Here is a 24,868-nt window from a genome sequence, read left to right on the forward strand (position 1 = left end):
ATTGTGCTTAGAGTAATTGGATTAGAAAAAAGTTTTGGTGATAGTAAAGTTTTAAAAGGTGTAAACCTTGAAGTAAAAGAAGGGGAAATTACTGTTATAGTAGGACCTTCTGGTGGTGGAAAAACCACCCTTCTTAGGTGTATAAGTGGATTAACTAAACCTGATAAGGGTTCTATAATAATAAACAACAAGTATTTATACAAAGATGGAGAAGGGGCTCAAAGAAAGGAAAAGTTGGAAATACCGATGGATGTGGGGCTAGTATTTCAAAATTTTAATTTATTCCCACATATGAATGTTCTGGAAAATATTACAGAAGCTCCAAGGGTAGTATTGGGAGTTGGTATTGAAGAAGCTAAAAATAAAGCTAAAGAAATATTAGGTTTTTTAGGACTTAAAAATAAAGAAAATAGCTATCAATTTCAACTTTCAGGGGGACAAAAACAGCGAGTTGCCATAGGAAGGGCACTTGCAATGAATCCAAAACTTATATGTTTTGATGAACCAACCTCTGCCCTAGATCCAAGCATCACTGAAGAAGTAGCGAATCTTATAAAAAAATTAAGTATTGAAAAGGGCATGACAGTTTTAATTATTACTCATGATATGACTTTTGCAACTATAGTAGCTGATAGAATTTTATCCATGGATAACGGAGTATTAAAAAATGAACATATGTATATTTAAAGTGAGGATAATCTATTAATGATGGGATTATCCTTCTTTCATTTCGTTTATTATTAGAGGATAGTTTTATAAAAGAAATAGGAAAAGATATTAATGTCCATTAATGTTATATTATATTTTTTGCAAATAATTACTTTATTTAAATCAATGCTTATCAAAATTGTAAAGAAGAACATATTATGTATATATAGATAAAATATTTTTAACTATATAATAGAACCTATCTAATAATTGGAGGAATATTATGGAAAGTTTTTGTAGGATTTGTGATGAATTTGCTGAGATACTTGGAGCAGAAATTCTAAGTACAGAAAATAATGTTTGTACAGTAACATTTATGAGAAATATAAATGCAGAAATATTAGGAAGAAGAACAAAATCACCACTAGCTTTAGCAGCATTATTTTCTTTTGAATCTCCTGATAATAATGGTAGAACTCTTAATTTAGGTGAAACAGTTATACTTCAGAATGAAATAAATGATTTTATATCTGCGCTAAGAGCAAGAGGAATACTAGTAACTGCACTGCATAACCATTGGTTATTTGAGGATCCAAGACTTATGTATATTCATTTTGAGTCAATTGATAGGCCATTAGACTTTGCTAGAAAAGTGGCAGAAGCTCTAAGGGTATTAAGAAAACAGCATAAATAATTTTAATGGGGGCATCACAAAATAAGTAATTAAGTTATGGAGTGATGCTCCTTTTGCTATTTCAAATAAAAATAACCGAAGGTTTTGTTGGGGTTTAGCACCCAAAACATAGCATAATAAATTCAGTTTTAACGTTATTTTTTCCACGTGTAAAAAAACGAGTGAAATTATAGTCACTTTTCAACACTCCAAAAGTACCTTCAACTTGAATTGATCTATTCATTTAAAAGTGTTAAGTTAGGTGACAATAATGAAAGACTAATGTAATAGATGTAAATATGAAGTTAGTTATAAAAAACATATAATTTACTTAAAAGAAACTATAGGAGGATATAAAATGAAAAAATTAATAGGAATTATTGTAAGTATAATAATAGTAGGTGGAGTTTTATTGTTAGTAAGTTCTAACGGTATAATTAATCTAGGTTCAACAAAGTATTACGTTAAAACTGTAAGTGAATATAAGGATATAACAAGTGAGAATAGTGGAGGATACAATACGTATGAGTATAAAATAAATGGGTATGATAAAGAAGGAAATGAGAAATCAATTACATTTACAACGTCAAAGATACTAAAGGTTGATAGATATTTAAAGGTATATGTTAAGGGTGAAAAAACAAAGAGTTATGAAGAAGTTGAAATAAAAGAACTACCCGATAAGGTAAAAGAAATCTATAAATTAAATTAGTTTATTATTCAATGTTTTTATTTGAGAAGGAAATTATGTTAATATAGGACTAGAGAAAACATAATTTTTAGGGGATGAAAATACAATGAACGCAATTAATCACTTTAAGACTATAACAAAGCATAAGTTATTAGTTATGAAATACTGCTTTAAGGTGGGGTTATATAAACAAGGAATATTACATGATCTTTCTAAGTACTCTTGGGTAGAATTTTCAGCAGGAATAAAGTATTACAGAGGAGATGTTAGCCCTAATGGAATACAAAAGAAGGTGGAAGGATATTCTAAGGCTTGGCTTCATCATAAGGGAAGAAATAAGCATCACTTAGAATATTGGATTGATTATGGTACGAAAATACAAGATGGAATAGTTGGTATGAAAATGCCCAATAATTATGTAGTTGAAATGTTTATTGACAGAATTTGCGCTTGTATGAATTATGAAAAAGAGAAGTATAAAGATAATTCGGCTTTAATATATTATGAAAGGGGTAAGGATTATCAAATTATTCATGAGGACAGTAGGGAATTATTAGAGCTTTTACTTAATAAGTTAGCAAGTGAAGGTGAACAGATAACTCTAGATTATATAAAAAAACAGATTTTAAAATAACATAATAAAGCCATCCGAAAGGAGAAATTACTCCTTTTAGATGGCTTTAATTTTTTAGTTTTTAAATTTTGTACCCTTAGGATAGATTATTTCTATCCTACCATCACTGCTACCAGTCATGTGACCTGCATTAGATTTAAAGAGGGTTTTCCCTTTAAAGCAATCAAATTGAGACATTGTACCATAGGAGCTAAGAAGAATAACCTTTTGGTTTTCGTCATAGGTATAGTTAATATATAGTTTGTTATCCTCAAGTTTTGCTGTAACTATAGGGTTTTTGAAATAATTAAGATTTATATAGTCCACTTCATTGCAGGGAAGATGGTATTTTACAATAATATTTTCATAAATTTCTTCTATTGAGGAGTCGCTATAGCGAGTAGTAAAAATATTTTCTTCATCTTCATTAAATTGAGTTACTATTTCAATAGGGATATCAGTGTTAAGATTAGTTAGAGCCACTTCTATTTCTTTTTCTTCAAAATTTTTAAAGGGGTTATCGTTAACAAAGTTTATGGAATCAGATCCCATTTCACTATTGCTATTGTATGGATAATTATGGGTAAAAACACTTAAAGATATCACAATGATAAAACAGAAAAGGGCAATTCCACATAAAATAAATCTAGATTTAGTTGTATTTTTAGTCTCAGCTTTATAATATACTATAGTACTATTTATAACTACAGACAAAATAAGTAAAATTCCTAGTGTTATAGTACACTTTACAACAAATATGCCAAGGGAAGGTTCTTTAGTCCAAAAGCTAAAAAGATTTCCAATGGTAATGAACAGAGCTCCATTGTTAAAGAATGCAGCCACTATAAACATTATGAAAGTAATATAGAAATACATATGAAATTTTTTACTCAAAACATTGATTAACAAAGTCAGGGCAATTAACATGGAGCCATAGAGTAAATTAACTATAAAACCAGAGATTAAGAAAGGTAAATTTATAGGATAAGCAAAAGATATATTAGAATTTAATTTTCCAATTAATGCCCAAATGTTATATTGAATTAGGTATAAAAGTAAAGAAGTTACTGACACTTTTAATAGAGTAATGTAGTTAAACAGAGCATAAGACATAAATCTTGTTTTATTATCCTGGGGAAAAGCTTGATGTTGATTATTGAAGGAGTTATACCACAATAAAGTTCCAATGCTTATACTAATTGCTAGGAAAAGACCATTAGTGGTATAGGTCTGTAGACTGTAGGTAGTTACATCTTTAGAATAAGTGAAAATATCCATAAGAGTTGCAATTAAATCAATTGCAAAAAAGGATGCAAGTAGTATATAAATTATCCAAAGTGCCTTTTTATGCTCTTTTGAGCGTATTTTATATAGATTATTAATATTTTTTAATTGTCTTTTATCCATAACTCCTCCATGCCTCCATTATAATTATTTTCAGTCAGATAAATATATAGCTCTTCGGGACTAATTCTTGAAATATTCAAATTGTTAGTTGATATCTCTATCTCTAAAGATTCTGTAATTAAGCCTTCTATTATTGCAAAGGAGGTTATGTTACTAAAATCTTTATATAGTACTTTTTTATCTTTAATGAAATTTACTAAATTATCAGGATTTCCATCTACTCTATAGGCAGACTCCTTTATAGTATCCATAGCTTCATATAAAACTAAAGACCCATTATTAATTATTACTAGTTCTGAAAGAATATTTTCCAACTCTGATAAAATATGGCTAGAAATAATTATAGTTCGTGGATGTTCTATATAATCTCGTAGTATGATATCATAAACAGATTTACGAGTTTTAATATCCATGCCTAAAATTGGTTCGTCAAACATGGTAACCTTGGCACGACAGGAAATACCACATATAAAGTTAAATAAACTTCTCATACCTTGAGATAAATTTTTATACTTAATTTTCATTTTAAGATTAAAATGTTTCAAAAGGTTTTCTGCAAACTTAAGGTCAAAGTTAGGGTACATCATATTATAACACTCAACAATTCTACCTAGACATAAGTTAGATTCATAGGACATATTATGATAGCTATATACAATTTCCTCTAATACCGATAAATTATCCATGGGTTCTTCACCTAAAACCATTAATTCTCCTTCGGTTTTCTCAATTAGACCTGCACATAGTTTCATAAAAGTAGTTTTACCTGAGCCATTACTACCGATTAAACCTATGAGTTGATTTTCATTAATTTCTACAGATAGATTATCTATAGCCACCTTAGATTTATATCTTTTAAAAAGATTTCTAGCTATAATGCAAGAAGTCATATTATTTATCCTCCTTATAGTGTTTTTTTATAGTTTCAAGTACATAATCTTCAGATAAGTCTAATTTTTTTGCTGTATTGACTAGATCTCTTACCAGTTTTTCAAAGGTTTCATTTTTCCTTCTATTCATAATTTTTTTCTTTGCATTGGGAGTTATAATCATAGCTAATCCTCTTTGTTTTTCAAGAATACCTCTTCCTACTAATAAATTAATTCCCTTAGCTGCAGTAGCAGGGTTAACTGTAAGCTCTTTGGCAATTACTAATTGAGAATAGCAAGTACCACTTTCTTCCAAAGTTCCACTAAGAATATCATCTTCAATAGCATTTGCAATTTGAACATATATAGGAACTAGGCTATTTACATCTATTTTCAAGGGTAAACCTCCTTTGTTTCAGGAACTACATTACATGAGTAATGTAGTATTGTACTTTTAGTATATTATCATTAGGAATTAATGTCAATTCTTTTAAAAAAAATAATTAAAATATAAAACGATAATATTTTTATAATATAAATTCAAAACTTATAAAAATGAACATAGAATGAACAAAAATGTGAATATACAGGTGTAATGCTGAGAATTAATAAGAAATAAGGGGGAAAAAGGGGAAAAAGAGCGAATATGATACTTTATTTTTTTGTGATTTTATAGTAATATAATTATAGAATATCGATAAATATTGACTCTCAAAGTCAAAATTTGTTGGATTTATATCTAAAATCTTAAAGTACATAGGACAAGTTATTATTTATACGTGTAAAGAAAGTTATGAGTATAATATACAATATAAAATTATTATGAAATAAATAAAGAAATTGATAAGATGGGGAAATGCTGGAAATTATAGAATTTATGCCGTGAAATGGCTAAAAATTTTTTCGTAGGTCTGAAAACGTTTAAAGAGCGATGAGGACTAGAATCTTAAATTAAAGCATAAAAATTCTTAATTCATAGGATAATTATACAAAAATACATGAATGTTTCTCATTATTTCATAAAAGTGTGTATATTTAAGAGCATGTTACTAATATAAAATCTTTATTGGCTTATGAATAAAATATTAACTATGTGCTTAAAGTAGATATAAATAATTTAAGCTACTATATGTGGCAAGCACTAATACTAAATTATTGGAGGGATTTACATGGCAAAGAATAAAAGGAAATTATCATTTCCAACTGCTTTTACAGTATTAATTATAGTATTGCTTTTAGCAGCAGCGCTAACTTATGTGATACCAGCTGGTTCATATTCAAAGTTATCTTATAATGCAGATAGCACTGTGTTTGAGATTACTGCTCCCAATGGAGATATAAAAGAAATGCCTGGTACTCAAGAAACTTTAGATGAACTTAAGGTTACTGGTGACATTTCTAAATTTGAAGATGGTAGTATTAATAAACCAGTAGCTATACCAGGTACTTATGAAAAAGTTGAACAAAGTCCACAAGGTATAATTGATATAATTCTATCACCTATTAACGGAGTATATGATACTATAGATATAATTTTATTTGTATTTATTATAGGTGGAGTTATTGGAGTATTAAATAACATTGGTGCATTTAATGCAGGGATTGCAAGTCTTTCAAGATTAACTAAAGGAAAAGAATACATATTGATAGTATTTATTACTTTCTTGATTTCTCTTGGAGGTACTACTTTTGGACTGGCAGAGGAAACAATAGCTCTGTATCCAATAATGGTTCCCGTATTCTTAGCTGCAAACTATGATGTTATGGTATGTATTGCAGCAATATACATGGGTTCTTCTATAGGAAGTATGTTCTCAACAGTAAACCCATTCTCAGTAGTTATAGGTTCTAATGCTGCTGGAATAAGCTTTACAAATGGACTTAACTTCAGAATTATTGCTTTTGTTCTTGGTACTTTAATAACTATAATATATATTTTAAGATATGCTAAGAAAGTTAAAGCAGATCCAAGTAAATCATTAACATTTGCAGACAAAGAAAAAATTGAAGCTAAATTTGCTAGTCAAGGAGAAGCACCAGAATTAACTTTAAGATTCAAAATTATATTGTTAATATTCCTTTTAACCTTTGTAGTTATGATTTATGGAGTTTCTTCTTTGGATTGGTGGTTCGCAGAAATGACAGCTCTATTCTTAGTAACTGGTATAATTATTGGATTCCTATCAAAATTAGGGGAGAAAGAGTTTGTAAACCAATTCGTAACTGGAGCTGCTGATTTAATGAGTGTTGCATTAGTTATAGGGGTTGCTAGAAGTATTAACCTTGTATTAGAAAATGGTATGATTTCTGATACAATACTTAACTTCTTCTCTAATGCTATAGCAGGTATGAACGGAAATATATTTATAGTACTAATGCTTTTAATATTTATAGTACTTGGATTCTTTATTCCTTCTTCATCAGGACTGGCTGTTCTATCCATTCCCATTATGGCTCCTCTTGCAGATTCAGTTGGACTTTCAAGAGATGTTATAATTTCAGCTTATGTATACGGATTAGGATTAATTTCATTTATTACTCCAACAGGATTAATTCTTGCAACATTAGAGATGGTTGATGTAACTTATGACAAGTGGTTAAAATTTATAATGCCTCTAATGGGATATATAGCAGCATTTAGTGCAATAATGCTATTAATACAAGTTAATTTTTAATATGAAATAGTAAAACTTTATAGAATTTTAAAAAATCCCCCTAGGATAGGCTAATTATAGTCTATCCTAGGGGGTATTTATATATATGATAGTTATTTCTTTTGATTTAGCAATATAAGAAATAAAAGTTGTTATAGTTAAATATTTAACATAAATAATAATTTATAAAAAATATTAACTATAAATAGTATATTAGTTATAAGTTTCATAAAAAATAATATAATGTAATATAGCATATTGTAAAACAAAACAAGGGATGCTACAATATGTAATAAGATGAATATATAGGGAGGGAATTTGATGAAAAAAGAAGACAGTTTTAAACCGTTCATTTCTGCTGAAAAAGTCGTACCCGAATTTACATTAACATCTATTATTTTAGGAATTTTACTGGCAGTACTTTTTGGTGGAGCCAATGCTTACTTAGGTCTTAGAGTTGGTATGACAGTATCAGCTTCAATTCCAGCAGCGGTTATCTCAATGGGAGTTATACGTGTTATTCTAAGAAAAGACTCCATTCTTGAAAACAACATAGTTCAGACAATTGGTTCTGCTGGTGAATCACTTGCAGCTGGAGCTATTTTCACATTACCAGCATTATTTATGTGGGCATCAGAATGGGGAACAGAAGCACCATCTTTACTGGAAATTGGAATTATCGCACTTTGTGGTGGTATTCTCGGTGTTTTATTTATGGTACCACTTCGTAAAGCTCTTATTGTTGAAGAACATGGAGTGCTTCCATATCCAGAAGGAACTGCTTGTGCAGAAGTTTTACTTGCTGGTGAACAGGGAGGAGCAAAATCTTCTACAGTGTTTGCAGGTCTTGGAATAGCTGCATTATACAAATTTATTGCTGATGGATTAAAGTTATTTCCAAGTGAAGTACATTATGAACTTACAGGCTATAAGGGATCTGGAGTAGGTATAGACGTACTTCCAGCACTAGCAGGAGTAGGTTATATATGTGGACCTAAGATATCTGCATACATGTTATCTGGTGGAATAGTTGCTTGGTTTGTATTAATGCCATTAATTAGTTTATTTGGCGGAGATGCAGTTATATACCCAGGTGCAGATCCTATAAGCGCTATGGATTCTTTTACAATTTGGAGTAAATATATCCGTTACATCGGTGCAGGTGCTGTTGCAATGGGTGGTATTTTAAGCTTAGTGAAGTCACTACCATTAATTGTGAAAACATTTAGGCAAGCGATGAAGAGCTACGGTAGAAGTAACACTATTAGTGACCTTAGAACAGAACAAGATTTACCTATGAAAGGTATTTTAGCAGCTTGCTTAATAATTATTATATTAATGTGGCTAGTACCTGTAATTCCTGTAAATCTAGTTGGTGCAATTATAATTGTAGTATTTGGATTCTTCTTTGCTACAGTATCTTCTAGAATGGTAGGATTAGTAGGAAGTAGTAATAACCCAGTATCAGGAATGGCAATTGGAACATTATTGTTTGCAACAATTATTTTAAAAGCTACAGGAACTATTGGACAAGAGGGTATGACTGCTGCAATCGCAATTGGTTCAATTATATGTATTATAGCAGCTATTGCTGGTGATACATCACAGGATTTAAAAACTGGTTATATCATTGGTGCAACACCTAAAAAACAACAAATCGGCGAGTTAATTGGAGTGCTAGTATCTGCCATAGCTATAGGTGGAGTGTTATACCTATTAAATAAGGCATGGGGTTATGGTTCTACAGAATTACCAGCGCCACAGGCAACATTAATGAAGATGGTAGTAGAAGGTGTAATGGAAGGAAATCTTCCTTGGGCACTAGTATTTGCAGGTGCAGGTATTGCAATTGTAATTGAGATACTAGGAATTCCAGTATTACCATTTGCTGTAGGACTTTATTTACCAATTCACTTAAGTACACCAATTATGGCTGGTGGATTAGTAAGATTATACTTTGATAAGAAGAAAAATGTTTCAGAAGAAGAAAGAGGTCAAGTTGTTGAGAATGGTATTTTATACACCTCAGGTTTAATTGCTGGTGAAGGATTAGTAGGTATTTTACTTGCAGTATTTGCAATTATCCCAATTGGAGCATCTACTCTTGGTGATGTAATTAATATTTCAGAAACTATAAGTTTAGGCAATATTGGTGGTTTAATCTTCTTCTTGTTCTTAATATTCACAATATTCAAATTCAGTGCATCTAAAAATAAGATTAGAAAATAGAAATTATTTCTTGCAATAGTCTATTAAAATAAAAAATAAGTTATCCGACCTAGGGAAAACCTAGGCCGGATATTATTTAATAGGAAGTGAATAGTCATGTTAAATAAAGAAAAAAGTGCACAGAAGGAAAATTATTTAGATTACATTCCAAAGAAAAATGAAGAATACACTTGGTCTTTAAATGAAAAAAAACTAGTAGTAGTAGATATACCTAATAAAGGACTTCATAATAGAATTGCTCAAAAATTCTTCCACAAACCTAAAGTTAGCCATATAGAGCTAGATGCCTATGGAACTTTCATATGGAATTATATCGATGGAATGAATACAATTTTTGGTATTTCGGAAGAGGTAAAGAAACACTTTGGTAAAGAAGCAGAGCCTTTACTAAACCGTTTAGTAAAATTTTTTCAAATTCTTCACGAGAATAAATTTATTCTTTACATAGGGAAGGAGAATAAATAATGCCAATTAGAATTCAAACAATTATAGGTATTTTATTATTTGCAGTAGCTACTGCTATTATATATGCATGGGGACTAAAAAAATCAGGTGCACAACAGAAGGATCTTTTACAAATCTTATATAGCAAGGGTGCCCAAAAAGTAATTAAGAAGTTAAAAACACAAAAGTTCATTACAAAATCGGAAATAGAGCAAGAAGTTTTAGGCGTTACAGCTTCCCAATTCTATAGCAGAAAAAAAGCTGTAGTCACTGACAAAAAAGAATTTACAAGAACTTTAATAGAATTTATGATGAATAAAAATCTAATCATGGAAGATGTTGATAGTAATAAAAGGGTGTATAAATTAAGATAATAAAAATAAATTAAATATAACAAAAGTGTGCACAATCATATGATTTTGCACACTTTTTCTATAACTAATTATAAAGTTTTTGGTGGTTTTCTCCAAAGAGTTTCATTTACTGCTCTTACAGTTTTAGTAAACTTTTCACAAGTAACAGAAATTTCTATTTTTTCTTCTGAAGATAACCTTTCACTAGAGAATAATCTCTTTATTCCATAGCCAAAGCCTAAGGTTCCAAAGCCGAACTGCATTTCTGGAATTCTGCCCTTGCTTAGATTCATATCCATAGGTTTTTGATTTTTTAGTATATCTTGCTTAGTTTCGGCAGGATGTTTATCCCAGAAGTACTTATATTCAGGGTTTAATTTATATGCAGTTTCATGAACTTCCTTAAATAAAGTGAACTTTACATAAATATTATTCATGGCATTTTCTAATCTTTTTCTTGCTTTTGCATTTGCTTTTTCAATCTTTTTTTCCTTTGACATTAAAATTCCTCCAAAATCACTATATGTATATAATAATTACTATTCAAACAAATAATAAGGTATAAATATCATTATATATAGAATTCTATGCAAATGCAAACTTTTACACAGTCATGTGAAGAATTATGTGCTACAACGGTTGACGCAGTAATTGATTAAAGTTAGTCTATCAAATTAAAGATATAGTAAGAATAAAAAAATGTATGAAGTTTTATAGATTTACAACATATTTATGAAAATATATTATTTGACATTAGATATAATAAATTTTATAATTAAAGTGAAAATATAATTGAATAAATTCATATATATGAATTTGTTTTTAAGAGTATAAATTTTATTTATCAATGTGAGTTGAGGTGATATGTTGAACTTGCCAAAGATTATTAATATTCAAAAGTATTCTATCCATGATGGGAATGGAATTCGTACCACCATTTTTTTCAAGGGATGTCCACTATCTTGTCTATGGTGTCATAATCCAGAAAGTCAAAATTATAGTGAAGAACTTATGTACAATGAAGAAAAATGTACAGGGTGTATGGCATGTATAGATAGTTGTCCTCAAAGGGCAATTTCAAAGGAAGAAAAATGCGTTGTTACAGATAAAATCAAGTGTGATCTTTGTAAGGAATGTATTGACTATTGTGTAAATAATGCTCGTGAAATTGTGGGGAAAGAATATACAGTAGCACAGCTTGTTAAGGAAGCAGAAAAAGATAGAATGTTTTATGAGGAATCAAGTGGAGGGATTACATTATCTGGCGGAGAGGTTATGACTCAAAACATGGACTATATAGAAGAATTATTAAAAAAATTGAAGAAAAAGGGATATAACATTGCCATTGATACTTGTGGTCAAGCTCCCTACGAAAATTATAATAGAATACTTAAGTATGTAGATACTTTTTTATATGATATAAAACTTATGGATAATGAAAAGCATATAAAATATATAGGAAAGTCTAATAATCTTATTCTTGAAAACTTAAAAAAGTTAAGTGAAGCTGGAGCAAATATCAATATAAGGATACCCTTGGTAGAAGGGGTTAATGCAGATGATGAATCTATAGAAGAATTAATAAAATTTTTAAAGAATAATATAAATGTACATAAGATAAATTTACTTCCTTATCATAATACAGGGAAGAGCAAATATCAAAGACTTCAAAAGGTCTATGAAGGAGTTAACTTTGAAGCACCTAGTAAGGAAAGAATGGAGACTGTAAAGGGGAAATTTGAAAAGGCTGGATTTATAAATATAAAAATAGGAGGTTAATTCATGGAAAGAGGCATGAATGAAAGAATAAAAAAATTAAGGACTCAAAGTGTAAACACTGTTCCTCATATATATATGGAGAGAGCTAAGCTAATGACTGAGGCCTATAAGAAGTATGAAGGTTCTGTATCAATTCCAGAAATGAGAGCTTTAGCATTTAAGTATTTTATGGAGAACAAAACTTTATGCATTAATGATGGGGAACTTATAGTTGGAGAAAAAGGAGATGGACCACAGGCAGCTCCAACATTTCCAGAACTATGTTGTCATACCCTTGAAGATATGCACATAATGAATGATAGAGAATTAATTTGCTTTAAAGTAAATGAAGAGGATTTAAAAACTCAGGAAGAAGAAATTATTCCTTACTGGGAAAAAAGATCTATTAGAAATAAAATTATAAATGCCATGAGTGATAAGTGGAAGTCGTGTTATGAAAGTGGAATTTTTACTGAGTTCATGGAGCAAAGAGGTCCAGGGCATACAGTAGGCTCTGAAAATATATACAAAAAAGGATTCTTAGATTATAAAAATGAAATTAAGGAAGCTATATGTAAATTGGATTTTTTAAATGACAAAGAAGCATTTTCAAAAAGAGAGCAACTAAATGCTATGAGTATTAGCTGTGATGCTATTATGATTCTAGGGGAGAGATATGCTAAATATGCTAGAGATCTAGCTAGCAAAGAAATAGATGAGAAAAGAAAAAAGGAGCTACTTCAAATTGCAGCGAACTGTGAAGTAGTACCAGCCCATGCTCCAAGGACTTACTGGCAGGCAATACAGATGTATTGGTTTGTTCATTTAGGAGTAACTACAGAATTAAATCCTTGGGATGCATATAGTCCAGGAAGACTTGATCAACACTTAAATCCTTTCTATGAAAGAGATGCAGAGGAAGGTATTTTAGATGAAGATAAGGCTAAGGAACTTTTGGAATGTCTATGGATTAAGTTTAATAATCAACCATCACCTCCAAAGGTAGGAGTAACCTTAAAGGAAAGTGGTACCTACACTGACTTTGCTAACATTAACACTGGTGGAATTACACCTGAAGGGCAAGATGGAGTAAATGATATAAGCTATTTAATCCTAGATTGCATGGATGAAATGCAGCTGCTTCAGCCAAGCTCAAATGTACAAATCAGTAAAAAAACCCCTAAGAGATTCCTGAAAAGAGCTTGTGAAATCTCTAGAGAGGGATGGGGTCAACCTGCCTTTTATAATACAGAGGCCATTGTACAAGAACTTCTTAATGCAGGTAAATCCATAGAGGATGCAAGAAGAGGTGGTACTAGTGGATGTGTTGAAACTGGAGCATTTGGAAATGAAGCCTATATTTTAACAGGATACTTTAACCTACCGAAGATATTAGAATTAACATTATTTAATGGATATGATAAAGTAAGTGGTAAGCAACTAGGATTAGAATTAGGATATGCTAAGGAATTTAAAAACTATGAAGAGTTATTTAGTGCTTATAAAAAACAAATAGAGTATTTTGCAGATATAAAAATAGAAGGAAGTAATATCATTGAAAAAATATATGCAGATTATATGCCTGCACCTTTTCTTTCAATTATAACTAATGATTGCATAAGAAAAGGAAAAGACTACAATGCAGGAGGAGCTCGTTACAATACTAACTATATACAAGGGGTTGGTATAGGAACTATTACTGATTCTCTAGCTGCTATAAAATATAATGTCTATGATAAAAAGAAATTTACCATGGAAAAATTGATAGAAGCCATAGAAAATAACTTTAAAGGCAATGAGATAATTGCAAATCTAGTTAGAAATAAAACTCCCAAATACGGTAATGACGATGATTATGCTGATGAAATCATGACATCAGTATTTGATGCCTATAATAAAATAATAACTGGTAGACCAAATGTTAAAGGCGGATGTTATAGAATCAATATGCTACCGACTACTTGCCATGTTTACTTTGGAGAAGTGATGATAGCTAGTCCAAATGGTCGTCTTGCTCATAAACCAGTATCAGAAGGGATATCACCTGAAAAGGGAGCAGATACTAATGGACCAACGGCGGTTATAAAATCAGCCTCTAAGATGGATCATCTAAGAACTGGAGGAACTCTTCTAAATCAAAAATTCACCCCAAGTGTAGTAGCAGGAGAAGAAGGACTAGACCACATGGCTAACTTAGTAAGAGCTTATTTCAATATGGATGGCCATCATATTCAATTCAATGTAATTGATAGAGAAACTTTAATAGAAGCTCAAAAATATCCTGAAGATTATAAGGATTTAATAGTAAGAGTTGCAGGTTACAGTGACCACTTCAGAAATCTAAGCAAAGAACTTCAGGACGAAATAATAAACAGAACAGAACAGCGATTTAACTGACACTCCAAATCTATGATTTGGTTAGTGGAAGTTACTCCACCGAGTGAATGCGAGGCGGAGCATATTATAAAAATATAAATATAAAGGGGTCTTTAAAATGGGAATGAAGTTAGGATTTATTGGTTGTGGAAATATGGCAAAAGCTATGATCGGAGGAATTATTTCATCTAAGATTCTTAGTGCAGAGGAAATTATAGCTTCTGATTCATATGCTGAAGGATTAGCTAACACAAATAAGGAGCTAGGTATAAATATTACTGCTGATAATAAAGAAGTAGCAATGAATAGTCATGTGATAGTTTTATCTATAAAGCCTCAATATTATGATAATGTAATTAAAGAAATTTCATCTGTGATTAAGGATGAAACTATCATAGTAACTATAGCACCAGGTCAAAGTCTTGAAAAATTACAAGGTCAATTTGGAAGAGCTGTGAAGATAGTTAGAACTATGCCAAATACGCCAGCTCTTGTAGGAGAAGGAATCACTGGAGTGTGTAAAAATGCTTTAGTCAGTGAAGAAGAATTAAATTATATATGTAATATTTTAAGTGGCTTTGGAAAAGCAGAAGTTGTAGAGGAAAGAATGATGGATGCAGTTATGGCTGTAAGTGGAAGTTCACCGGCTTATGTATTTATGTTTATTGAAGCCATGGCAGATGCAGCGGTAATGGAAGGCATGCCAAGGGATAAAGCTTACAAGTTTGCAGCTCAAGCAGTTTATGGTAGTGCTAAGATGGTAATGGAAACAGGTAAACATCCAGGAGAATTAAAGGATATGGTATGTTCTCCAGGAGGTACGACTATAGAAGCGGTGAGAGTTTTAGAAGAAAGAGGTTTACGTAGCAGTGTCATTGAAGCTATGAAGGCATGTGTAGAAAAGGCAGGAAAAATGTAGAGCTATTAAAGTTATCCCCTGTCTATTGATATCCCCGACATGTTAAATCATTATCACTCTTTAATATGTTACAGTAGACAGTTAACCTTAAATTACAACACACAAACAATGAAAAAGAACTATAGGAAGGATATGTGTCCTTCCTATAGTTCTTTTTGAATGTTATTAGAAGTACTATTTTCTAGGTTTTATGCTAAGGTCTATAGTATAGGATAGTTCGCCCTCATCTAGGTATAAACCATGTATCATAATAGTGTAAATAGATTCGTAGTTAGGGCTTAATTTTCGTAAATAAGCATCATGATTTTCACTTTCTTCATATATACTTTTAAATTGTAAAAAATCTTCATATCTAATAACTTCCTCTCCAAAAAAGTTATTTAATGCTTTACCACTTTCATAACAATCATTAAAAGCATTTTCAGTAAGCTCAGAAAGGTCCCATCTACTACTTGTGGTATTTTTTAGAATATGGTTATTATTAGTAGTAGAAGAAATAAAGTAAAATTCATGATAAGCGTTATCTATATGGCTAAGCCATTTTTTATCATCTTCAGACTTAGAAGTAGGCTTCCACTCGCATGTAATATAGTTACAGTCTTTATCTATATTATAATAGGGTAAATTTTTACCCATTGCATCATGTATTTTTTTTTCAGTTTCTAATGTATATGATTCCATTATGTTGCTATATTTATTATAATAAATTATTGTTCCAGATATTAGAATTATAATGAAGAGTAATAATTTTTTTCTCATTATTGTACCTCATTTTTTAAAATAAATTTTTTAAGTCTTCTATATTTTTTATATTTAGATGTTATAATAAAAGTTTTACGTTTAGATTTTTTTTCTGTTTCACCATGTTCTATTCCATCAGTCTTTAGAACAATATAACCTCTTCTATTCTCTACAACTGAAAAATTTTGCATTTCAAAGTTCATAACTAAGGTAGGTCCATTATTGCTAATTTTTGTACATGTATCTAAAGTTTTAGGATTTCTCTTAGATTTTTCATTTGTTAATTTTTTCAATAGAGTGTTACCAAATATTTTTTTTAATAATGAAGGTGACTTTGTGCTCTTGCTGTAATCTTCATATTCATATGCGAATAAGATATTTTTATCGTAATCAATAGCATAGACTAAGCTTTCAGCAGGTTCATATAAATGACCATAAAATATATCTATAGGTACATGCTTGGAAACCTTAAATCCAACTATAAGTATAATAATAGCAATCAAAATTAAAACAGTAGCACTTAAAACAGCAGTACCTATAAATATGGGTTCTAAAAAGTCATTAAGGATACCTTCTTTTATATATTCATTCTTAATAAAACTTACACATACAAGCATCGCTAGCACTTCTATAGGTATCATTAATATTAGTGCCATAACCCATTCACCTATATTATCTATGTTACTATGTATATAAAACTTTTTTACCAATAAGATCCCCTCCTATATAGTTAAATTACTCCAAAAATCCTCTAGTCTTATTAGTGGAATTCTTATAAGGTGGTATAACAACCTTATCTCTATTCAAATATTTTCGTATTATATTGCCTAATCTACTACAAGAATAAAAAAAAGCCAGTAAATTTATAATAGATAAACCGGGAATAAACCCAAATTCAATATTTGCTTTTATAACTCCTAAAATAAGACACAAAACTATAAGATAAAGTGCAAGATTAGAACTTAAAAACCTATAATGAGATAATTTATGTCCTATACCAAAATAGTAATAAGAAAAGCAAATTAACCCGAAAACAATAACTATAATACAACTTACATAGGAAAATTTTTCTATATATGATGAAGAGAATATTTTTGTTATTATAAATAATATTAATGAAGATATTGTTAATCCTATTAAATATTTCAATTCTGAACTAAAACAGCAAATTTCTAATTTGCATTTTTTAAATCTAATGATTAAGGCTTTTAAGGAAGTTAAAAGTCCAATTATAACTAATATAAATAATATATTTAAAATAAGGTCATTAAAGTAATAGTGAGTTTTAAGAATTAATCCTACAGAAGAGTAAAGTTCAAAAAATAAGATGATAGAGAGTCCAATACACCCCCAAAAGCCAATAGAAAGATAGCTGAAGTCTTCTGGAGATTCTTTTTCTTTATCAGGGAATTCACAATATTCCTCTATATCTGGTAGTGAGAACTTTTCAGTTATTTCATTAATAAAGTCACCATTATAAAAAGTATCATAGATATGAAATTCCTTATAATATCTTTGGAAATAGTTAGGATTTATGGTATCTATTATTTCGTTTGCAGAGTTAGGTGATAAATCACAACAATAATTAATACCCGTAATTGAGTAAAGTTTTGAAAACGTATTATATTTGATTTTAGTAATACTCTTTAAATCAATATATTTCACATTAATAGTAAAATCTGTTCTAGTTAAATCATTTGGACTTAATTTTATTAAAATATTACCTCTTATGAAAACCTCTGTATTTTCATCAAGATGAAAGTAAGCATATTTATCTGGATTTGCAAATGACAGACAAATAAACAGAGGAACAAGACATAACCCTGCACCTAGTCCTAATGTAGGCCAGAAAATTTCTCCTTCAAAAAAATAAGTGTAAGCAAAAGGAGATATAAAACATATAAATGCAATTATTAATAAAATATTCATTGCAGGTCTTCTAACTTTTTTATCTTTAGGATATAGATAAGTATTATGAATCTCTTCTATAGCTTTTGTTTTACGAATAGAGGATTCTAAATAATTATCAGAATTGTATCTTAGATATTCACATACATCATTAAATTTAGATAAATTTTTACATATTATAGCAGTTCTTATATCAGAATGAGACATACCTACACGTTTCCCCCCAATCATAATAAAATTTTAAAAATAAAGTAAACATTCTATTTATATTGTACATCCTATTAATATATTGTCAATATTTATGCAAAAATGAAAAATAATGAAATATAAGGGAGCTAAAAAGGGTATTATTAGTTTTGAAGCATTAAAAGTTCATTGACATTATAGAATTATTTAATATCAAACAATTTATTTTTATAATTAAAGAATTGAATAATTATAATTAAGACTTTAGAAGTATTATAAATATAAAAATTTCTCATAATCATGAATTTAGCTTCACATATAAAATTCCTTTTGAATACATTAATAATGATAAACTTTTAAATGAATTAAGAAGGAGTTTTAGAATGTTAAATGATATGGATGAGAAAGTAAATTCAAATAATATTTATCCCTTTGAATTTAATAATGGACAGAATCACAAAGATGTAAAATATACAGTTACTAATGATAGATATATTATAATGTTTCTTAAAAATGAGATAATTATGGGGCTCAAAGATACTAATAGTGTAACAACACTTAATTACGATGAAGAACAATTAAAGGAAACTAAGAATACCGAAACTATTAATTTTTTTAAGATATTACTTAAGAATTCATTACCTGATGTTGAAATAATTGGAGAAGGTGAAGGTGATGAAAAGAAAAATTATTTTGATTTTGATGTACCTGATGAAGAAGTTATAGATGTACCTACTTATTCACAAATAAGGTATAAAGGAATTTATCACGGTATAGATTTATGTTTTGATTTTAATAATGGGGAGCTAGACTATAAATTTATACTTCAGCAAGGAACAAATCCAGAAATTATTAATATGACTTTTGAAGGTATAGACCGCATTAAATTAGATAGAGATAAAAATGCAGAAGTTAATATAAAAGAATGTAAATTATCAGTTCTAAAATCTAATGCTTATCAAAGTTATAGTGAAATAAATATAGAAGTAGCTAGTGAATTTAAAATTGAGGGAAATAGTTTATATATAGATGTAGGTCATTATGATAAAACTCTTCCTCTAGTTATTAAATCAGCACTATCATACTTCACATATATGAGAGGAGAAAGTGATGGTATGGAATATATAATAGAAAATGATAGCATAGAAAACATTGAATTAAAGGATATAACAAATTCTTCTGATATAATGACTGATAGTCAAGGTGATTTACCAGTTGAGGAACAAAAAGAATCCAATATTAAAAGAGAAAGTGGTGACGGTGAATTGAATGTTTTGGATAGTGGTCATCATAAAGAACCAGACATTGAAGATGTTTATAATATTATTACAAATCCACGTTATGGATTGGCAGAGATAAAAAGAGAAGTTAGAGCTATAGAAAGAAATGTTAAGGAGACCATATGTAGATTAGAAGCTAGAAATAGAGAAATCCAATGTAAACTAGACTGTATAATAGCTTGTATGAATTGTAAAAGAAAGTTTGCTTTAACTACTGGTAGAGTAAGAAGAGAATGTAGAATAGCTAATTTATTTATTAATATAAGAAATAATTCTAGGACCCCAGTAGAATTAGAAATACGCAGAAAAAATATATGTAATGATAGAAGCAGGGTTTGCACTATTTGTATAACAGTAGGACCATGCTCATGTAAGGAAGTTATTTTCCGTAACATTCCAGATACTTATGAAATAGAAATTAGGGGAGTTACAGAAGATGTAAGAATAAGAGTAACGGAAGTATGTTGCGGAGATAATGGTTCTAGCAGACCAATAAGATTATGTAGAATACCTGATCCAAGTTAAAACTAATTATTTTATAATTTTAATAAAAGGCTAACTCAGAATTTTGAGTTAGCCTCCATATAATTACTCTATTACTTTTAAAATAGTATCTGAAAACTTACGTTTTGGCATTGCTACTTCTTCATCATAATATCCAATAGGAATAACTGAAACAATTTCCTCTGTATTAGGGATTCCAACAATTTCAGCTACCTTTTCTTCATCAAAGATGCCAAGAATAACTGTACCTAGACCTAGTTCTTTAGCCTTTAATAAGAAAATCATGTTAGATAATCCGCAATCATACATTTGCCAACCATCACCCTTAGCAGAGTCAAAGCCACCATCACGAGTATAACCAGATCTAAATTTAACTACACTAGATACTATAATAACAGGAGCACTTTTACATGAAGGTTTATTAAAGTCGGGCATTGCTTCTATTATTGCATCTTTTACTTTAGCGTCTTTAATTGCATAGTAACGAGTTACTTGAGAATTTTTCCAAGACGGAGCATAAGCAGCAGTGTTTACTATCTCCTCTATAATATCATTACTTACTTCTTTTGAGTTAAAGTTACGAATACTTCTTCTTGTTTCTATACACTTTTGAAATTCCATAATCAAACACCCTTTAATCTTTCTGTTTATATTTAGTTTCATAAAATTTAGATAAAATAATCAATCTTTTTTAAATTACCAAATCTAAGAAAAACATAATCTCATTACCTATTATAGTATAGTATAGTATAGCAAGGCCATGCAACTAAGAAATTTTTATTAGTTTTCAGGATTTATGTTATAAAGAGCTAAATATATATCCCTAAGTGATGACTATAGATTCTGCAGTTTTAGATTTAGAGGAGTACAAGCTACTTATAACATCTTGTTCAGGTAAAAACATTTTATTTTTATGCTTTTCTATATAATCAAGGAACTGTTGAAAGTCTTGATATTTTCATTAAATATATAAATAGTTAATGTTGGAATATGTCAACTTTTATATAATAATATGGTTGAAATGAGTTAAATTGGATGTTAGAATAAATCTGTAATATTGGTTAATATTTAATATACTACTTATTACTTAACAGAATGGGTATTATGGGGGGATAATTTTGAAGTTTAAAGATAGCTCAGTAAGTATAAAAAAAGTTTTAATTTTAGCTATAATTAGTATTTTTATTGGTTCTGGTCTTGGAATTGTGGGAAGTATATCAAAATATGAGTTTTCTAAAATAAATGAGAAAAATGAAGTTATACTTGCTAAAATTAATGCTCAAGAGAAGGTATTAGAAGAAAGTAAAGTATATCTAAATACCTTAGCTAGCAAAGAAACTGAACTTAAAAATAAAAAAGAAGAGATTTTAAAGGTTGAAAAAGAAGCTAAAGCAGAGAAAGAAAGATTAGAGAAAGCAGAAGCTGAAAGAATTGCAAAAGCAAAGGCTGAACAAGAAAAAATAGATAAAGTAGAAGATGAAAAAGTAGCATCTGCTAACACTGCAAGTCAAAATAGTGGAAACAATGGGAATTCAGTAGCAAATCAAGAACCCATAGGAGTAATGGTGTGGAGAACTGCTACAGGTAAGAAGTATCATAAAATTAATAACTGTGGTAACACAAATCCTAACAATGCCACATATATAACCAGAGAATCGGCAGAATCACAAGGGTTAACTCCATGCTCTAAGTGTTATTAGGAGGTGTAGGTTAATGGAAAACAAAGGATCATTATTTAGAAAGTTGGCCATAACATTTGTAATTATTACAGGAATTATTATAGGAGTTGCTATTGGTACAACTGGTAGAGTAACATATAATGCATCTGAATTTGATAAGCAATACGAAGAAAAGTTAAAGCTTTTAGAAGATAAATCACAGGAAGTAAATTTAATTAAGAATAAGATAACAAATTCAGAGAAATCAATTGAAGTCTTGAAATCATTTTTAAAAGAAAAAGAATAGGTTATAAAATGGAAGAATACTCGATATTCTTCTATTTTTATTTCGGACTTTTTTAATTATATAAAGTATGCGCCCTACTTAAAATAAAACCAATATGTGAACATAATAAATTACTTATTGAAAATGTAACAAATAAATAATAATATACTATATAAAGAAGCAATATGTAGTAAAATATGAATTCAAAAGGAGCAAAGTAATTATGAATATAAAAGAACTAATTTATCTTATACCGGCTATTCTTATTGCAGTATCTCTTCATGAATTTGCCCATGGTTATGTGTCTTATAAACTAGGAGACCCAACACCAAAGGTAACGGGACGTCTTTCACTAAATCCATTAGCACATTTGGATCCAGTAGGAACACTATGCCTTTTATTCTTTCGATTCGGATGGGCAAAACCTGTACAAGTAAACCCGTATTACTATAAGGATAAAAGAAAGGGCATGGCACTGGTAGGATTAGCAGGTCCTATGATGAACTTTTTAATAGCTCTTATATGCGCTTTTGTTATAGAAATAATTCTAAAAATCACAGGAGGTTATGGTGGAGATGTGATTTTGTTCATATTCAATCTTCTTAACTATACTTATATAATTAACATAGGGCTAGGCGTGTTTAATTTGATACCATTTCCACCACTAGATGGTGCTAAAATTATTGGAGCATTATTACCAGAGGAGAAATACTTTAAGTTTATGAAGTATGAAAGGTATGGTCAATTAATTATAATTGCATTATTAATGTTTAATTTTTTAGATATTCCGTTAGACATGGCAAGAAGAGGAGTAGACAGTATTATTTGGGGCATTGTGAAGCTAGTTGTATAATTTAATTACATTATAATTAAGATCAGACAAAGAAGTTTTCTGATTTTTAAATATAAAAAAGGATTCGTTGGAAGAATGTCAAATATATAAATAGGAAAAATAATTATATTAGTTTAATTAAGAGTTAAAAAGATTGTAAGTAAGTTTTGGACTTATATTTTATTGAAGGATAAGATAAAGTTATATTGAATATATGCATAGGAAACTATCTACATAGTTTCCTATTTTAAATTTTTAAAAGTTATATAGATAAAATTTTAAAATGTTAACTATTTAAATAGTTGTTGTCACCATGGGGCTTTAGAGGCTTTTGATGGTTAAATTAGTTGATAATATATAGATAAATTTTGTATTTTTGCTAAAGTTATTGACATTCCAGTAGATGTAAGGTGTTTAATATATTTATAATTAATCACATAAAGGAGACCATAGATGAAAATAAAAGATGCGGAACTGTTAACAGGATTATCAGCTAAGACAATTCGGTTTTATGAGAGTGAAGGTTTAATTTCTGTAAGAAGAAATTCAAACACATATAGGGATTATGATGAAGATAATATTAAGGAATTGAAAAGGATAAAAATTCTTAGACAATTAGAAATCCCAATTTCTAAAATAAGAGAGTTTAAAAACGGTGACTTACAATTAGAAAATATTTTAAAAGAAAAATTAGAAGAATTAAATAAAGGTGAATTAGATATTCAAAGCAAGAAATTTACTATTGAAGTTTTATTAAAGGAAGTAAAGAAAAATCCTAATGCAGATTTAGATTATTATCATGATGACTTTGAATATATTAAAAGTGAAGAATTCACTGAATTTTTAGGTGAAGTTAAGGAGCTAAGTGAAATTTCATTAACAGCTCAACTGTTTGGTACTTTAATGCTTAGTGGGCCATTATTGTGGCTTTGGCTTAATATTACTAATAAAAATTATGATTCTATAGGGCTTAATAGCATCATGGCAATATTTAGTACAGTAATATTAACTTTAACTTGGAGAAAATATTTAAAGCAACCTAATAAAAAGACTAAAGGTACAGCCTCTGTATTTTTAATTTCAATTCTTGCAATAGTTTTAACTATTTCAATTTTTGTGGGTATAGGGACGTTACAAGAAGCTATATTTGTACCAAAGAGTTATTTAATGTTTATATTTAAACCACCATATAGTTATTTTATCTTCTTCTATGAAATAGAATTAATTGCATTTTTAATATCAAGAGTGTATAAAAAAATAAAGAATATAGAGTTAAAATGGACTGTAGACTTTTGCAATTTTGTAAAGAAGAATATATTTGTAACTATTATTATAAATATTATTCTACTATATGTGTGCATTACTGGCATTACTGTGGTAACAGAAAATAAGATTACTGACTATAGTTTTTATAATCCAATGGGGACAACCTATTCCTATGAAGATATTTCTAAGGTTGAAGCTGGATTTAATGGAAAGAAGTTTGGCATTTTTCCAAAAGGAGCAGGTGAATTTTATTATACTGTATTCTTTAATGATGGTAATAAAGTAAATTTTTATCAAGCTAATAGTGAATTTGAAGACACTTATTTAGAACTTGAAATATTTGATAAGCTTCTTATGGACACAGGTAAGGCTGAAAAGACATCATCTAAAGAAAATTATGAACTATGTGACTTTGATCAAAGGTATGTAGATAGATTTTTGAGGATAATTGATAATAAGTAATTTGAAAATGTCGGAAATAATTAAGGTTTAATTATTTCCGGGGAAAGTTATTTTAGTAGTTTTGTGTAGGTATTTTTAGTCTGTTAATATTATGAAGAAAATTTAAAGGAG

24 protein-coding genes and 1 pseudogene are annotated in these 24,868 nt (G+C 29.3%); 16 read left to right on the top strand and 9 right to left on the bottom strand.

Annotated elements, in window-relative coordinates:
• Positions 1-3: 3 nt before the first annotated feature.
• Positions 4-687: an amino acid ABC transporter ATP-binding protein gene (locus B3Z56_RS04115; RefSeq protein WP_346878299.1), complete on the top strand. Its 684-nt coding sequence runs from the start codon at positions 4-6 to the stop codon at positions 685-687.
• Positions 688-931: 244 nt separating this feature from the next.
• Entirely contained in the window at positions 932-1,342 is a 411-nt protein-coding gene (locus tag B3Z56_RS04120) for a DUF1259 domain-containing protein (RefSeq protein ID WP_346849091.1), read from the top strand.
• A gap of 100 nt (positions 1,343-1,442) precedes the next feature.
• On the opposite strand, the pseudogene B3Z56_RS04125 reads toward B3Z56_RS04120, so the two are convergent.
• Positions 1,443-1,565 (bottom strand): annotated as a pseudogene (locus B3Z56_RS04125) (transposase); the annotation flags it as partial.
• A 114-nt stretch (positions 1,566-1,679) separates the two neighbouring features.
• Here B3Z56_RS04125 and B3Z56_RS04130 point away from each other — a divergent pair.
• On the top strand, positions 1,680-2,033 hold the full coding sequence (locus B3Z56_RS04130; protein WP_346877964.1) for a YxeA family protein: 354 nt from the start codon (positions 1,680-1,682) through the stop codon (positions 2,031-2,033).
• Between the two features lie 85 nt (positions 2,034-2,118).
• Entirely contained in the window at positions 2,119-2,646 is a 528-nt protein-coding gene (locus B3Z56_RS04135) for a DUF5662 family protein (protein WP_035131665.1), read from the top strand.
• 54 nt (positions 2,647-2,700) lie between these two features.
• Here B3Z56_RS04135 and B3Z56_RS04140 read toward each other — a convergent pair whose 3' ends face one another.
• From B3Z56_RS04140 to B3Z56_RS04150, 3 genes are read right to left on the bottom strand one after another with little or no spacing between them, the layout of a single operon-like run.
• Complete coding sequence (locus tag B3Z56_RS04140) at positions 2,701-4,032, bottom strand: hypothetical protein (protein WP_346878300.1); 1,332 nt, start codon at positions 4,030-4,032, stop codon at positions 2,701-2,703.
• Positions 4,014-4,922, bottom strand: coding sequence for an ABC transporter ATP-binding protein (locus tag B3Z56_RS04145; protein WP_346877962.1), 909 nt, complete (start codon positions 4,920-4,922; stop codon positions 4,014-4,016). The genes B3Z56_RS04140 and B3Z56_RS04145 overlap by 19 nt, the downstream gene beginning before the upstream one ends.
• A gap of 1 nt (position 4,923) precedes the next feature.
• Positions 4,924-5,298: a GntR family transcriptional regulator gene (locus tag B3Z56_RS04150; protein WP_346877961.1), complete on the bottom strand. Its 375-nt coding sequence runs from the start codon at positions 5,296-5,298 to the stop codon at positions 4,924-4,926.
• A 772-nt stretch (positions 5,299-6,070) separates the two neighbouring features.
• On the opposite strand from B3Z56_RS04150, the gene B3Z56_RS04155 reads away from it, so the two are divergent.
• The 4 genes from B3Z56_RS04155 to B3Z56_RS04170 all read left to right on the top strand — a co-directional run bounded on the left by B3Z56_RS04155 (position 6,071) and on the right by B3Z56_RS04170 (position 10,602).
• Positions 6,071-7,576, top strand: a complete 1,506-nt coding sequence (locus B3Z56_RS04155; RefSeq protein WP_035131673.1) for a YfcC family protein — start codon at positions 6,071-6,073, stop codon at positions 7,574-7,576.
• 300 nt (positions 7,577-7,876) lie between these two features.
• Positions 7,877-9,784 carry an OPT family oligopeptide transporter gene (locus B3Z56_RS04160; RefSeq protein ID WP_346877960.1) on the top strand — a complete coding sequence of 636 codons (1,908 nt, stop codon included), beginning with the start codon at positions 7,877-7,879 and terminating at the stop codon, positions 9,782-9,784.
• Positions 9,785-9,880: 96 nt separating this feature from the next.
• A complete protein-coding gene (locus B3Z56_RS04165) occupies positions 9,881-10,249 on the top strand; it encodes a PqqD family protein (RefSeq protein WP_346849084.1) in 369 nt (122 codons plus the stop codon).
• Positions 10,249-10,602 (top strand): hypothetical protein, encoded by a 354-nt coding sequence (locus B3Z56_RS04170; RefSeq protein ID WP_346877958.1) that lies wholly within the window; start codon positions 10,249-10,251, stop codon positions 10,600-10,602. The genes B3Z56_RS04165 and B3Z56_RS04170 overlap by 1 nt, the downstream gene beginning before the upstream one ends.
• 68 nt (positions 10,603-10,670) lie before the next feature.
• Here B3Z56_RS04170 and B3Z56_RS04175 read toward each other — a convergent pair whose 3' ends face one another.
• Positions 10,671-11,081 (bottom strand): hypothetical protein, encoded by a 411-nt coding sequence (locus B3Z56_RS04175; protein ID WP_346877957.1) that lies wholly within the window; start codon positions 11,079-11,081, stop codon positions 10,671-10,673.
• Positions 11,082-11,448: 367 nt separating this feature from the next.
• Here B3Z56_RS04175 and B3Z56_RS04180 point away from each other — a divergent pair, with 367 nt between their 5' ends.
• The 3 genes from B3Z56_RS04180 to proC all read left to right on the top strand — a co-directional run bounded on the left by B3Z56_RS04180 (position 11,449) and on the right by proC (position 15,634).
• Positions 11,449-12,360 (top strand): trans-4-hydroxy-L-proline dehydratase activase, encoded by a 912-nt coding sequence (locus B3Z56_RS04180; protein ID WP_349680902.1) that lies wholly within the window; start codon positions 11,449-11,451, stop codon positions 12,358-12,360.
• A gap of 3 nt (positions 12,361-12,363) precedes the next feature.
• Positions 12,364-14,736 (top strand): trans-4-hydroxy-L-proline dehydratase, encoded by a 2,373-nt coding sequence (hypD, locus tag B3Z56_RS04185; RefSeq protein WP_346877956.1) that lies wholly within the window; start codon positions 12,364-12,366, stop codon positions 14,734-14,736.
• 97 nt (positions 14,737-14,833) lie between these two features.
• The gene (gene proC, locus B3Z56_RS04190; protein ID WP_346849080.1) at positions 14,834-15,634 is read left to right on the top strand and encodes a pyrroline-5-carboxylate reductase; all 801 of its coding nucleotides are present in this window, start codon (positions 14,834-14,836) and stop codon (positions 15,632-15,634) included.
• Positions 15,635-15,808: 174 nt separating this feature from the next.
• Here proC and B3Z56_RS04195 read toward each other — a convergent pair whose 3' ends face one another.
• The 3 genes from B3Z56_RS04195 to B3Z56_RS04205 form a co-directional block, all read right to left on the bottom strand.
• On the bottom strand, positions 15,809-16,315 hold the full coding sequence (locus tag B3Z56_RS04195; RefSeq protein ID WP_346877955.1) for a hypothetical protein: 507 nt from the start codon (positions 16,313-16,315) through the stop codon (positions 15,809-15,811).
• Between the two features lie 77 nt (positions 16,316-16,392).
• A complete protein-coding gene (locus B3Z56_RS04200) occupies positions 16,393-17,085 on the bottom strand; it encodes a hypothetical protein (RefSeq protein WP_346849078.1) in 693 nt (230 codons plus the stop codon).
• Positions 17,086-17,110: 25 nt separating this feature from the next.
• Positions 17,111-18,490, bottom strand: a complete 1,380-nt coding sequence (locus B3Z56_RS04205) for a hypothetical protein (protein ID WP_346878302.1) — start codon at positions 18,488-18,490, stop codon at positions 17,111-17,113.
• Between the two features lie 362 nt (positions 18,491-18,852).
• Here B3Z56_RS04205 and B3Z56_RS04210 point away from each other — a divergent pair, with 362 nt between their 5' ends.
• Positions 18,853-20,274 (top strand): hypothetical protein, encoded by a 1,422-nt coding sequence (locus B3Z56_RS04210; RefSeq protein ID WP_346878303.1) that lies wholly within the window; start codon positions 18,853-18,855, stop codon positions 20,272-20,274.
• A gap of 63 nt (positions 20,275-20,337) precedes the next feature.
• On the opposite strand, the gene B3Z56_RS04215 is transcribed toward B3Z56_RS04210, so the two are convergent.
• Complete coding sequence (locus tag B3Z56_RS04215; protein WP_346878304.1) at positions 20,338-20,874, bottom strand: nitroreductase family protein; 537 nt, start codon at positions 20,872-20,874, stop codon at positions 20,338-20,340.
• A 497-nt stretch (positions 20,875-21,371) separates the two neighbouring features.
• Here B3Z56_RS04215 and B3Z56_RS04220 point away from each other — a divergent pair, with 497 nt between their 5' ends.
• The 4 genes from B3Z56_RS04220 to B3Z56_RS04235 all read left to right on the top strand — a co-directional run bounded on the left by B3Z56_RS04220 (position 21,372) and on the right by B3Z56_RS04235 (position 24,757).
• Positions 21,372-21,953: a hypothetical protein gene (locus B3Z56_RS04220; protein WP_346878305.1), complete on the top strand. Its 582-nt coding sequence runs from the start codon at positions 21,372-21,374 to the stop codon at positions 21,951-21,953.
• A 13-nt stretch (positions 21,954-21,966) separates the two neighbouring features.
• On the top strand, positions 21,967-22,218 hold the full coding sequence (locus B3Z56_RS04225) for a hypothetical protein (RefSeq protein ID WP_346877950.1): 252 nt from the start codon (positions 21,967-21,969) through the stop codon (positions 22,216-22,218).
• Between the two features lie 202 nt (positions 22,219-22,420).
• The gene (locus B3Z56_RS04230; protein WP_346877949.1) at positions 22,421-23,050 is read left to right on the top strand and encodes a site-2 protease family protein; all 630 of its coding nucleotides are present in this window, start codon (positions 22,421-22,423) and stop codon (positions 23,048-23,050) included.
• Positions 23,051-23,482: 432 nt separating this feature from the next.
• On the top strand, positions 23,483-24,757 hold the full coding sequence (locus B3Z56_RS04235) for a MerR family transcriptional regulator (protein ID WP_346877948.1): 1,275 nt from the start codon (positions 23,483-23,485) through the stop codon (positions 24,755-24,757).
• Positions 24,758-24,868: the final 111 nt, after the last annotated feature.

The sequence above is a fragment of the Clostridium sp. UBA7791 genome (assembly GCF_002480755.1).
Taxonomy (GTDB): Bacteria; Bacillota; Clostridia; order Clostridiales; family Clostridiaceae; genus Clostridium_J; species Clostridium_J sulfidigenes.